The organism is Romboutsia ilealis (assembly GCF_900015215.1).
In the GTDB taxonomy this organism is placed as follows: Bacteria; Bacillota; Clostridia; order Peptostreptococcales; family Peptostreptococcaceae; genus Romboutsia; species Romboutsia ilealis.
This window is the reverse complement of sequence record NZ_LN555523.1, coordinates 1,245,398-1,258,292: the sequence shown is the minus strand read 5'-3', so window position 1 is coordinate 1,258,292 and position 12,895 is coordinate 1,245,398. Positions and strand designations below refer to the sequence as shown.

Here is a 12,895-nt window from a genome sequence, read left to right as displayed (position 1 = left end):
ATGGCATTAGTTAATAAGATAATTCCATTTTCGTGTATTGATGGCCCTGGAAATAGAACGGCAATATTTTTCCAAGGATGCAATTTAAAATGTACTTATTGTCATAACCCAGAAACTATAAATAAATGCTTAAACTGTGGTAAGTGTGTATCAACTTGCCCAGTTAAAGCTTTAAGTATAAAAGATAACAAAGTATTATGGGATGATAAAAAATGTGTAGAGTGTGATAATTGTATTAAAGCTTGTAATCATTTATCAACTCCAAAAACAAAAGATTACTCAGTAGATGACTTATTTGAAGAAATAAAGAAGATAAGACCATTTATTCAAGGAATAACTGTTAGCGGAGGGGAGTGCACCCTTAATGCAGACTTTTTAGTTGATTTATTTACTAAAGTAAAAGAAGAGCTTAATCTTACATGTTTTGTAGATACCAATGGAACAATAGATTTAAGCAAAAGAGAAGATTTAGTAAATGTAACTGATAAGTTTATGCTAGATGTTAAATGTATTGATAATGAAGAACATTTAAAAATTACAGGACTTAACAATCATACTATTTTAAAGAACTTAAAATATCTATTAGAAAAAGATAAGCTTTATGAAGTAAGAACTGTAGTGGCTCCTAACTTAAATAATGAACATACTATAAAAGAAGTAGCAAAAATTATAGATAATAAGTGTAAGTACAAACTTAATGCTTATAGAAAGTATGGAGTTAGAGAAGAAGGTTTAAAACTACATGGAGAAGTTGGCCCTAGTGAAGAAGAAATGAAGATTTATTTAGAATATACAAAAACAAAATAATATATAAATATAGAGATTACTAAACAAAATACCCTACGTCGTGAAAACAGACCTAGGGTATTTTAATTTATAAAAAGTTAAATTTATGCAAATAATGTAGATATAACAATCAACATAAGGAGCATAGATTATGGTAACAAAGGGAGCATCAAATTTTACAAAACAAGTAACAAAAGAATTGATAAGAGAACAAAAAAGAAAACAAAAAGAAATTGAAAAGCTTCAAAAGGAAGAATACATAAACAATAGATATAAAGAAGCTGAAATAAGAACAAATAACATAGAGATTTACATAAATAAATTAAATAATACAATAAATAGCACATGTAGACAAATATCTATAGAAGAATTTATAAATAAAGACTTAGAAAAGCTAGTATTACCAGAAAAATTACTAGTACCATACAAAGAACCAGCAAAAATAGATATAAGAAAAGCTAATATAATAGAGAAACTATTTAAAAATCCAAAACAAAAGTATAATTTATATGTAGAAGAAACAAAAGATAAATATCAAAAAGAGTATAAATTATATGAAGAAAATGAAGCTAAAAGAAAAAGAGAGATTGAATCTTTAATTAAAGCTCATCAGCTTAAGAGAAATGAAGCTATAAATATTAAAAAAGAGTTGTATAAAAATAGAGATGCAACAATGATAAGTACTTATAAAGAAGAAATACTAAATCAAATAGAATATCCATTTGAATTTAGAAAATGTATAAATACAGCATACTGTAAAGACTCTAAAAGATTAGTAATAGATTATCTATTACCAGATAAGCAAATAGTTCCAAAAGAAAAAGGATATGAATATAAAAACAGAAAAGATGAGATAAAAGCTATATCTATTAATGAGAAAGATAGAAATAATATATATAACCAAGTTATATTCTCTATAGCTCTTAATAGTATGAACAATATATTTAATCAGGATACACATAACAATATAGACACTATAGTATTTAATGGATATATAAATGATATAGACTTAGCTACAGGACAAGATATAAGTCCGTATATAATATCAGCTATGGTAGATAAAATTACATTTAATAGTATTGATATGAATAGAATAGATAAACTAAAATGCTTAAAAGAAACTATGCAAGGAAGAATAGATATAAGTTCAAGTTTATTTTTAAAAGGGATTGTACCTATATGTAAATGTGATTATTTAAATAAGTCAGTTGTAAATAATGAAAGTATAAATTTACTAGAGGTAGATCCATTTGTACTTGAAAATTTAGTAGCCACATTATTTAGAAATATGGGATATGAGGTAATAGGTACAAATAAAACTAATGATGGTGGTATAGATTGTATATTATATAATAATGACCCTATAATGGGTGGTAAGGTTATAGGGCAGGTTAAGAGGTATAAAAATAATATTGATATACCAAAGCTTAGAGAATTTGAATCGGTACTTAGAAACTCTGATGCTATGAAGGGGATATTTATATCTACAAGTAATTTTAGTGCCCAGTGTGAAAAGTTTGCATCTGATAATAATATAAGTCTTATAAATGGTAGTTTATTGGTTGATTACTTTAATAGGTATGGTATAAGCTCCTATATATTACATAAATAGTTTATGATTAATTAACTCGTTGTGCTAGTCAAATATTATTAGTATAATAATACATGGTTAAATATTGTTACAAGAAATGAGGATGAAACAATGAAATCTATAAACATACTAGATGAAATATCAGATGGAAAATTATATGATATTAAAGACATAGTAAAAGCAGACACATGTGGATGTGATGGATGCAGTGATTGTTGTCATGATGTTGGAGAACTAGTGGTGCTTACACCTTTTGATATATATGAAATGGTAAATTATTTAGGTGTTGAATTTGATAAGTTACTAGGAGATAAGATTGAATTAAGACAAAATAACAAAATTTTATTACCATATTTAAAAATGCAGGATAAAGAGAAAAGATGTAGCTTTTTAAATCAGGAAAATAGATGTATGATCCATTCTAAACGTCCAAATATTTGTCGCTTGTTCCCTCTTGGAAGAGTGTATCAAGATGATGATTTTAAATACTTTTTACAGGTAGGAAACTGTCCTAAAGAAGACCTAAAAGATGTTAAGGTAGAAAACTGGATAGGTATTGAAAACTATGATGAAAATAAAAGATTTATTTTAGAGTGGTATAAATTCATTAAGGCATTAACTTTCCGTTTAAAGTTTGTAAGAGACGAAAAAGAGATAGAGGAAATTAATCAAATTTTATTAGATAGCTTTTATCGTATTAAGATAAATGAAGATGAGAGTTTTTATTCTGTATTTTTAAAAGAGTTGCCTAATATAAAAAATAGATTGGGAATTATTTAGTATAATAAAGAAATTTAAGAGATTAAATAAGATAGATATAGTATAATATTAACTAAAAATCACTACGTCTTAAAATCATATGTAGGGATTAAATCATAAAAAACTAACAAGAAATACATATGAACTAAATTAAACTAAATAATATAAAATATATAGTTGATTTAAATTTAATAAGATGATGTATTTTATATTTTAGCTTTCTAGGGTTCCGTAGTTTAAACTAGTCTGTTCTGACAGAAGTCGCACAGTTTATTGCGTACACGGAAGGACAAAAGCCTGAGAGATATTTTTATAATACTCCTATGGCTTTTATATTAACTAGCACAACAGATTAACTTAAATAAATTCTATTTTTTTAAGTTGAAAGACTCCTTAGACCAATCTATTGGCCCTTCATCAGGTTCTATAAATTTCCTCCAATAATCCCCTGTTTTAGAATCAAATATAATTATATTATTTTCATTAGGACTTATCATCTGATATCTATTATCTTTATTTAATAATAAACTTATAGATAATATGCTAAATCCAATAATTATAGAAACACAAATATATAATATTGATTTAAAATAGAGCTAATTTTAAAAAACTTAAAACATAAAATATTATATAAGACAAATCTATATAGATAAACAATATAGTGATATAAGCATATATTTTATAGACAGTAAAAAAGATGAAAATACTATTGATGGATTACATAAAAATGAAATATATAAAGTATTAAAGAAAGATACGGTAGAAAATAAGTTTATAAGGGGAGGTATAAATGTATAATAGATGCACATTAGTTGAATTTAGAGGGGTATGGGTATCAAGTGTGTATAATATAGATTGGCCTAAAACACTTAATGACCCAGAGGCTCAAAAACAAGAATTTATAGAAATATTAGATAAACTCAAATCATTAAATATAAATGCTATCTTTGTTCAGATAAGATCAACTTCAGATGCATTATATAAATCATATATAAATCCATGGTCTAAATATCTTACAAAAGAGCAAGGAAAAGATCCAGGATATAATCCACTTCAATTTATGATAGAAGAAACTCATAAAAGAAATATGGAATTTCACGCATGGTTAAACCCATATAGAATAACAACACAAGGAACAGATTTAAATGAATTAGCACCAAACAATCCTGCAAGAATAAAACCAGAGTGGGTATTAGAATTTGACAATTCATTATTTTATGACCCTGAAAATCCAGAAGTTATAGAATATGTTGCTGTAACAGTTTATGAGATAATAAAAAATTATGATGTAGATGGAATACATTTTGATGACTATTTTTATCCTTATAATTATCCTTTACCAGAAGGTGAGGATAGAGATGGTGAAGTTGCAAATAATAGACGAGAAGCTGTAAATAATCTTATAAGACTTGTTTATAAAGTAATAAAATCTACAAAACCATCAGTACAATTTGGAGTTAGTCCATTTGGAATATGGAAAAATAAAAGTAGTGATACAATTGGTTCAGATTCAAACAACTTAGAAAGTTATTATGATGTTTATATGGATACCTTAACTTGGATAGATGAACATATTGTAGATTATATAGCGCCTCAAACTTACTGGACAACAGATAACAATAATAGTAATTATGAAGTTATGGTAAGTTGGTGGAATGATGTAGTTAAAGACAGTGGAGTAAGACTTTATATAGGTCAAAATATAAGTGATTTAGATATAGCAAATGAAATAGAAAGACAGATAGAAATAAATAGAGAGTATGAAAATGTAAGTGGGAATATACTATTTAGTGCAAATAATATAATGGATAATACAGATAATGTAGTCTTGCAATTAAAAGAAGCGTACAATTGTAAGGCTATTTTACCAACGAAATTTGATTATAAGTAAATGTATAATATATTAAAAACAAATAATTTGAATATAATATATATTGTACAGTATATAATAATGAAATGTTATAAAAAGTAAAATAGAAACAAGATTATATTATTTTAATAAATATATTATATGGTATAATTTACAATATAAATAAAACGGAGGAATACAAATGATTAAATTAAAATACAATGGTCATGCTAATATTTCATTAACAAAAGATAATGTAACTATATTAATAGACCCATTTTTTACAGATAACCCAGTAAATAAAACTAATCCAAATGAAGTAGAATGTGACTATATATTAGTATCACATGCTCACTTTGACCATATAGGAGATACTATAGATATAGCTAAAAGAACAGGTGCAACAATAATAAGTACAGCAGAAATAGCAAACATGGCAGAAAGTCAAGGTTTAAATGCTCATGGAATGAATATAGGTGGAAAATTCAACTTTGAATTTGGTTCTGTAAAAGTTACTCAAGCAATACACAGTGCAGGTATAGAGGGAGGTCTTGCTTGTGGATTTATAATAGATTTTTATGGAACAGTTATATACTTTGCAGGAGATACTGCATTATTTGGTGATATGGAGTTAATAGGTAGAATGAATAATATAGACTATGCATTACTTCCAATAGGAGATAACTTTACTATGGGGCCAGAAGAAGCTTTAGAAGCAGTCAAAATGTTAAAACCAAATGTAGTTATACCAATACATTATGATACATGGCCACCAATAGCACAGTCACCACAAAACTTTAAAGTAGAAGTTGAGAAAAATTGTGATGCTAAGGTAGTAATAGTTAATTTTAATGAAAGTATAGAAATATAGATAATAATATTAAGGTGGGTTATACAATATATGGCTTACCTTATTTTTTACATATCAGAAAACTATGATATTAAATTGTTGTGAAAAAATTTTTAATAGAAGTAATATCAATAATTTTATAATCGTAAAAAATTATATATAACCCTATTTATTTTACTTATTACATTATGATATCATAAATAGGAAGGGAGTGGAAAATTTGAAGTTACATAAACCTGGAATGAGAAATATAAAGACAGGTATAGGTGTTATGATATGTGTTTTAGTTGGATATTTAAATATAATTGATAACACATTATTTGCAGCAGTGGCTTGTATTGTATGTATGCAAACAACTGTAAAAGGATCTCTAACAGTTGGTTTAAACAGATTAAAAGGAACATTTATTGGAGGGTTAATAGGATTTATATTTGTACTTATACATCCAGGAAGCCCAATATTGTCATGTTTAGGTATAATTACAACTATCTATATTTGTAATGTATTAAAGATAAATAATTCTATAACTATTGCTTGTGTAGTATATTGTTCAATATATTTAGGAATAGGTACAAATAGCCCTTTAGAATACTCTATTCATAGAATAATAGACACATCAATAGGAGTTGTAATAGGAGTATGTGTAAATTACTTTATTTACAGACCAAATTACTTAAATCGTATATACAATGAAATTAGAGAAATAGAAAATACATCAATAAAGCTATTAAAGAGTGAAATAGAAAAAGGAACACATGTTGACATATCATCTTTAAAAACTGAAATTACAAAATTAGAAGGTTTGTATAAAAACTTTTTAGATGAATTAGAATATAGCAGCGATGAAGTAGATAATAAATCGATAAATAGAACTATAAATAAGTGTAAGCAAATATATTTACATCTTCAGGTATTAGAACACATGAAAGATAAGTGTTACTTAAATAAAGAAAACTATATTAAATCTAAGAATTTATATGATAAGTTAGATAAAAATGTAGAGGTTAAGGAAGATGTAAGTCCAGTTTACAATTACCATATAAGTATGATAATAGAGCGTATAAATGAAATTCATGAAATCGAGGTAGATGATAATATATAAGTTGATGTTTAATCAAAAATTTAATATAATGCGAACTAAGAAAGGGATATATTTCAAAATAGAGATATATCCCTTTCTTAATCTTAACATACTATATGTATAATATATCAAAGTTAAGTTATTTTAATATTTATAAAAATTTACTCTTAATAATATTTTGTTTAACATAGCCTTATAACTATATTTATATACTATAAACCATAAACATATAAGCAAGTGGAACAAATATAACTAAACCTAATATATTATAAAAAGTAAAATACTTCATATAATTCTCATTTTTAAACTCACTAGTATAAATCTTATAAGATATAACACTAGCAAGAGAAGCTATCAATGTACCCATACCACCAATATTTACACCTAAAAGTAATTCTTTAAAGTGATTTGTAAATCCTGATAAAAGCATAGTAGCAGGAACATTACTAATAACTTGACTAGAAAGTATTGATGATAAAAATGTAGATTGAGGACTACCTAAAATACCTTCCATAAAGTTTTTTACTAGATCCATAGTTGAAATATTTCCAACAAATATAAAAAATCCTATAAAAGTAATTAATAAAGAATAATCAACTTGTGAAAATAATTTTTTATTTAAAAGTAAAATCATAATAATAGTTATTAAAAAAGTAACTTTGCAATCAATAACATGGAAAACTGATAATAATATTATTAAAAATAACCCACCAAATAAATAAACATCTCTTTTATTATCAATTTTAACATCTTCTAAATCTAAACTTAAATTAATCTTTTTATCTTTACAAACAAGTAAAACTAAAAATAATACTGCCAAAATAACTATAGGTAAAGTTATCTTAAAAAAGTCTATAGGATTTAAATTATAAAAAGAATATATAAATAAGTTTTGAGGGTTACCCATAGGAGTAAAACTACTTCCTAGATTTGCCGCTAATGTTTGAAATATTACTATTTTTAAAACATTAATATTAGCTTTTTTTGCAATAACAATACTAAGAGGAACAAATGTAATAAGTGCAACGTCATTAGTAACTATCATTGAAGATATAAAAGTTATAAATACTAACGCTAAAGAGATAGATGTGTAAGTATTACATTTTTTTAAAAGTCTTATGGCTATGCTATCTAAAACCTTTAACTCTTTAAAAGCAGCAACTACTACCATAAGATTAAATAATAATATAAGCACCTTAAAGTCAATGTATGACATTTTAGGTATCGAAATAAAAGAACTAAGTATAGCAAGTGTAACTGCTATTACTAGAACACATTCTTTTTTTAGAAACTCAATAAATGAGCTTTTCTTTTTTACTTCTTCTGTTTGAACAATTTGATTCATATTTCTCTCCATATAATAAATTTTATCATGAAAATTTTACACTATTATATAATAGATATCAAATTAAATTTTAAAATTATACTTAATATAAGTAACAGTGTATAAATTTTTAAAATAAAATATATAAGGGGTGATAGATATTAATAAAGATGAATTAATATGTACTTTATTTTGTAGCATAAGAAAGATAATAGCTCTATTATTAACACTTGTATTTTGTATATTATGTTTCAGAGGAGATATAAGTACAGATCAATTTATACCAATTTTTAGTATGGTTTTAGGTTATTATTTTGGAAAATCAACAGCCCTAGAAAATAAAAGTAACGATACTCAGAGTTCAAAAAGTAAAAATATATAATTAAAATTTAAGATGTTATAAGTAGTAACTTTAAATTTAAAGTTACTACTTATTTTTTATAAACCTTAATCTAGGATAAAACATGATTTGACTTATAATAAACTTATGTCAATACTAAATTTTATAAATAAAATTCAGTATTGACATAAGTTTATTAGCTTTTGGTTATTATAATACCATAAAAATAACTTTTAAGGTGGTGACAAAGTGTACATTCTTATAAGTCTTATTGGAGGCCTTGGATTATTTCTTTATGGTATGAACATAATGGGAGAAGGTCTTCAAAAATCAACAGGTCCAAAGCTAGAAAAAGCCATAGAACTTTTAACAAGCAATGTTGTTATGGGAGTTTTAGTAGGAGCTGTTGTTACAGGTATTATACAAAGCAGTGGTGCAACTACTGTTATGGTAGTTGGATTTGTTAATGCAGGAATAATGACGTTGTACCAAGCAATTGGGATTATAATGGGAGCAAACATAGGAACAACAGTTACTGCTCAATTAGTATCCTTTGATGTTAGTATATTATCATCAATAGCTCTTGGAATAGGTATAGTTTTATATATGATTGGATTAAAATCTAAACCTACCCTTAAAAATATATCAGAAATACTAATAGGTTTTGCAATATTATTTATAGGTATGAGATTTATGAAAGAAGCAGTAGCTCCATTATCGGAGTATCCGGTTATAAAAAGTATATTAGCAAGTATTGCAAATAAACCAATATTAGCACTAATTGCTGGATTTTTAATGACTACTTGCTTACAAAGCTCTAGTGCATCTATGGGTATATTAATGGCATTAGCTTCTCAAGGTCTTATGCCATTATATGGAGCATTACCTATTTTATATGGAGATAATATAGGTAGTTGTACTACATCTATTTTATCAAGTATAGGAACAAATAAAAATGCTAAAAGAGCTGCTTTAATGCACTTATGTTTTAATTTAATAGGAACTTTATTATTTATGTTTATTTTAAGTAAACCTATAACTATGATAGTTACACGTTTAAATCCAACTGATATATCTAGACAAATAGCAAACTCACATACATTATTTAATTTAATAAATGTTGTATTATTATTACCATTTTCTAAATATATAGTTAAATTAGCAATGTTAATTATACCTGATAGAGGTGAAGAAAAAGAAAGTGATGAAAAAGTAATTAAATACTTAGATGAAAGAATGCTAGAAACTCCATCTATAGCTTTTGGTAATACCATAAAAGAAGTTCTTAGAATGGGAAGAAATTCAAAGAAAAGTCTTATTTTTTCTATGGATGGATTATTAAAAAAATCTCAAGAAGATGTAAATATGACATTTGAAAAAGAAAAAATAGTAAATGAACAACAAAGAAAAATTTTAGATTATTTGATTAAATTGTCAAATAAAACTTTAGATAATAAAATGCGCTTTTCTTTAGATTTATTATTTCATACAGTAAATGATATAGAAAGAATTAGCGATTTATCAGAAAATATTGCAGAACTTGGTCAATTATCTATAAATAGTAATGCTAAATTGTCAGACAGTGCTAAAGATGAAATTGTAGAAATTTATAATAAGGTTTTAGAGTGTTATAATTTAGCTCTTAATGCAATGAAAGATAATAATACTAATGTAGCAAAAGACGTTTTAAAACTAGAAAGTGAAGTAGATATGTTGGAAAAAGCATATAAAAATAAGCATATGGAAAGAATAAATTATAATTCATGTAGTATAGATGATGGAATAATTTACTTAGATTTGTTGACTAATCTTGAGAGAATATCAGACCACTGTGCAAGTATTGCTAAAAGAGTTATAAAAATTAATGAATAGTAAAAGACTCCAATTTATTTAATTGGAGCTTTTTTATAAAATCTAAATAATATGATTAAAGAATTTTATTGTATGTAAAATAAAAAAGTGAAAATAGTTACATTTTCAATCTATCAAAATCATAGAAATAAATAATATAAAAACTATAATAATAAGTATAAAGTTTAAAAAATATGCTTAAGATAAAGGGGAGATATTATATGGTGAATAGAATAGTGTTAAATGAAACTTCATATCATGGTTCAGGTGCAATAAAAGAAATAGTAAATGAAGTAAAAGGAAGAAATTTGAAAAAAGCATTTGTATGTTCAGATCCAGATTTAATAAAATTTAACGTAACAACAAAAGTAACAAATATATTAGAAGAATCAAATCTTGAATATGAAATATACTCTAATATAAAGCCAAATCCAACAATAGAAAATGTTCAAAATGGAGTTAATGCGTACAAAAAATCTAATGCAGATTATATAATAGCAATAGGCGGAGGCTCATCTATAGATACAGCTAAAGCAATTGGTATAATAATAAATAATCCAGAATTTGAAGATGTTAGAAGTCTAGAAGGATTATCACCAACTAAAAATAAATGTGTACCTATAATAGCAGTGCCAACAACAGCAGGAACAGCAGCAGAAGTTACGATAAACTATGTCATAACAGATGCTGAGAAAAATAGAAAATTTGTATGTGTAGATACTAATGATATACCAGTTGTAGCAATAGTAGATCCAGATATGATGGAAAGTATGCCAAAAGGCTTAACAGCATCTACTGGAATGGATGCACTAACTCATGCAATAGAAGGATTTATAACAGGTGGAGCATGGGAAATGAGTGATATGTTCCATATAAAAGCAATAGAATTAATATCAAAGCATTTAAGAGGAGCAGTTGAAAATACAAAAGAAGGTAGAGAAGGTATGGCATTAGGTCAATACATAGCAGGTATGGGATTCTCTAATGTAGGATTAGGAATAGTTCACTCAATGGCACATCCACTAGGGGCTTTATATGATACTCCTCATGGTATAGCCAATGCAATAATACTTCCAACAGTTATGAAGTACAATGCAGAAGTAACTGGTGATAAATACAAATATATAGCAAAAGCTATGGGTGTGGAAAATGTAGAGGATATGAGTGTTGAAGAATATAGAAAAGCAGCTGTAGATGCAGTTAAAAAACTTTCAAGTGATATAGGAATACCATCAAGTTTAAAAGATATAGTTAAATTTGAAGATATAGACTTCTTATCGAAATCTGCATATGATGATGCATGTAGACCAGGAAATCCAAAAGAAACAAGCATAGAAGATATAGCTAATTTATACAAATCATTATTATAAAAATTTAAATAACAAAATAGCTACTATAAGAAATAAATCTTATAGTAGCTATTTTATTATTTAGTATTATTTAAATGTTGTTTTATATATTGCTTAGGAGTAATACCTTTATGCTTTTTAAACATTTTAATAAAATAACTTGCATCATTAAAACCGCAATTTAAAGCCACTTCAGTTATAGAATAATCTGTAGTAAGAAGTTGTTCACAAGCACTTTCTATTCTATAATAGTTTAAATATTCTATAGGTGTTTTATTGGTCATTTCAGAGAAAAATCTACAAAAATATTTTGGAGCCATGCCAGCAGACTTTGATAAATCCTCAAGAGTAAGAGGACTTTGATATTCAGTTTCTATTAGAGATAAAACATTTTTAAAATGAAGTGTTTTTTCTTGTGTTCTTTTGTTAGTTTTATTTTTGCTTTTATATAAATTAAATCTTAAGACAAGTCCTATTAAATAATACAAAGAACCTTGAGTTAAAAATTCATATCCAATTTTCATAGATTTCATTGACTCGAATAAAGTATCACAACAAGGTTTTAGACCTTCAATATTTGAAGGAAGAAGAGGTCCGATTATTTTCTTTTGATTTATAATATCCTGAATTTGTTTTGTACAAGCATGATTTTGCTTTAGTAGTATTTTTATATCAAATACAATACATTCATAAATACAATTATTTGGAGTTCCACCATGAAACATACCATCATGAATAAAAATTATATCTCCTTTAGTTGCTAAAATCTTTTCATCATTAATTATCAATAAAAATTCTCCTTCTAAAATTCTTATTATTTCACATTCTGTATGCCAGTGATAAGGCATATTATATCTTGGATGTTCAGGCGTGACATGATAAAAGGCAATAGGAAAGTCAAAAGTACCATGTTGTTTTTGTTCTTTATAATCAAAATATTTCATAAAGTTCCCCCCTGTATTTTATGAAAAATAAAAAAGTGAATATTATTATATTTTTAGTCTATTATATCACAAGAAAACGTTTATTAGAATAAATATAATTAAATTAGAAAGACAAAGAAATACATAATTAATTTGATTAGAAAGAAAAAATATAAAATTTTAATAATATTG

Annotated in this window: 12 protein-coding genes; 9 read left to right on the top strand and 3 right to left on the bottom strand. The window is 25.7% G+C overall.

From position 1 onward, the window contains the following. From CRIB_RS05895 to CRIB_RS05885, 3 genes are all read left to right on the top strand, one after another. Entirely contained in the window at positions 1 to 807 is an 807-nt protein-coding gene (locus CRIB_RS05895; protein ID WP_180703588.1) for a YjjW family glycine radical enzyme activase, read from the top strand. 130 nt (positions 808 to 937) lie between these two features. Continuing rightward, the gene (locus tag CRIB_RS05890; RefSeq protein WP_180703587.1) at positions 938 to 2,398 is read left to right on the top strand and encodes a restriction endonuclease; all 1,461 of its coding nucleotides are present in this window, start codon (positions 938 to 940) and stop codon (positions 2,396 to 2,398) included. Positions 2,399 to 2,488: 90 nt separating this feature from the next. Beyond that, positions 2,489 to 3,157, top strand: coding sequence for a YkgJ family cysteine cluster protein (locus CRIB_RS05885; protein WP_180703586.1), 669 nt, complete (start codon positions 2,489 to 2,491; stop codon positions 3,155 to 3,157). Between the two features lie 347 nt (positions 3,158 to 3,504). On the opposite strand, the gene CRIB_RS12725 is transcribed toward CRIB_RS05885, so the two are convergent. After that, a complete protein-coding gene (locus tag CRIB_RS12725) occupies positions 3,505 to 3,633 on the bottom strand; it encodes a hypothetical protein (RefSeq protein WP_276700480.1) in 129 nt (42 codons plus the stop codon). A 293-nt stretch (positions 3,634 to 3,926) separates the two neighbouring features. On the opposite strand from CRIB_RS12725, the gene CRIB_RS05875 reads away from it, so the two are divergent. The 3 genes from CRIB_RS05875 to CRIB_RS05865 all read left to right on the top strand — a co-directional run bounded on the left by CRIB_RS05875 (position 3,927) and on the right by CRIB_RS05865 (position 6,937). After that, a complete protein-coding gene (locus CRIB_RS05875; protein ID WP_180703585.1) occupies positions 3,927 to 5,027 on the top strand; it encodes a glycoside hydrolase family 10 protein in 1,101 nt (366 codons plus the stop codon). A gap of 160 nt (positions 5,028 to 5,187) precedes the next feature. Further along, a complete protein-coding gene (locus CRIB_RS05870) occupies positions 5,188 to 5,856 on the top strand; it encodes a metal-dependent hydrolase (protein ID WP_180703584.1) in 669 nt (222 codons plus the stop codon). A 199-nt stretch (positions 5,857 to 6,055) separates the two neighbouring features. Beyond that, positions 6,056 to 6,937: an FUSC family protein gene (locus tag CRIB_RS05865; RefSeq protein ID WP_180703583.1), complete on the top strand. Its 882-nt coding sequence runs from the start codon at positions 6,056 to 6,058 to the stop codon at positions 6,935 to 6,937. A 184-nt stretch (positions 6,938 to 7,121) separates the two neighbouring features. Here the strand turns inward: CRIB_RS05865 and CRIB_RS05860 are convergent, their stop codons facing one another. After that, entirely contained in the window at positions 7,122 to 8,261 is a 1,140-nt protein-coding gene (locus tag CRIB_RS05860; RefSeq protein WP_180703582.1) for an SLC13 family permease, read from the bottom strand. A 130-nt stretch (positions 8,262 to 8,391) separates the two neighbouring features. Between CRIB_RS05860 and CRIB_RS05855 the strand changes: the two genes are divergently transcribed. The 3 genes from CRIB_RS05855 to fucO all read left to right on the top strand — a co-directional run bounded on the left by CRIB_RS05855 (position 8,392) and on the right by fucO (position 11,801). Beyond that, positions 8,392 to 8,622 (top strand): hypothetical protein, encoded by a 231-nt coding sequence (locus tag CRIB_RS05855; protein WP_243633587.1) that lies wholly within the window; start codon positions 8,392 to 8,394, stop codon positions 8,620 to 8,622. A gap of 207 nt (positions 8,623 to 8,829) precedes the next feature. Continuing rightward, entirely contained in the window at positions 8,830 to 10,452 is a 1,623-nt protein-coding gene (locus CRIB_RS05850) for a Na/Pi cotransporter family protein (protein ID WP_180703581.1), read from the top strand. A 200-nt stretch (positions 10,453 to 10,652) separates the two neighbouring features. Next, positions 10,653 to 11,801: a lactaldehyde reductase gene (gene fucO / locus CRIB_RS05845; RefSeq protein WP_180703580.1), complete on the top strand. Its 1,149-nt coding sequence runs from the start codon at positions 10,653 to 10,655 to the stop codon at positions 11,799 to 11,801. A gap of 56 nt (positions 11,802 to 11,857) precedes the next feature. Here the strand turns inward: fucO and CRIB_RS05840 are convergent, their stop codons facing one another. Continuing rightward, a complete protein-coding gene (locus CRIB_RS05840) occupies positions 11,858 to 12,724 on the bottom strand; it encodes an AraC family transcriptional regulator (RefSeq protein ID WP_071120541.1) in 867 nt (288 codons plus the stop codon). Between the last annotated feature and the right edge of the window lie 171 nt (positions 12,725 to 12,895).

Coding starts and splice junctions, on each gene's coding strand:
- CRIB_RS05890 (WP_180703587.1), top strand. CDS start 938: ATGGTAACAAAGGGAGCATCAAATTTTACAAAACAAGTAACAAAAGAA.
- fucO (WP_180703580.1), top strand. CDS start 10,653: ATGGTGAATAGAATAGTGTTAAATGAAACTTCATATCATGGTTCAGGT.
- CRIB_RS05895 (WP_180703588.1), top strand. CDS start 1: ATGGCATTAGTTAATAAGATAATTCCATTTTCGTGTATTGATGGCCCT.
- CRIB_RS05885 (WP_180703586.1), top strand. CDS start 2,489: ATGAAATCTATAAACATACTAGATGAAATATCAGATGGAAAATTATAT.
- CRIB_RS05840 (WP_071120541.1), bottom strand. CDS start 12,724: ATGAAATATTTTGATTATAAAGAACAAAAACAACATGGTACTTTTGAC.
- CRIB_RS12725 (WP_276700480.1), bottom strand. CDS start 3,633: ATGATAAGTCCTAATGAAAATAATATAATTATATTTGATTCTAAAACA.
- CRIB_RS05875 (WP_180703585.1), top strand. CDS start 3,927: ATGTATAATAGATGCACATTAGTTGAATTTAGAGGGGTATGGGTATCA.
- CRIB_RS05870 (WP_180703584.1), top strand. CDS start 5,188: ATGATTAAATTAAAATACAATGGTCATGCTAATATTTCATTAACAAAA.
- CRIB_RS05860 (WP_180703582.1), bottom strand. CDS start 8,261: ATGAATCAAATTGTTCAAACAGAAGAAGTAAAAAAGAAAAGCTCATTT.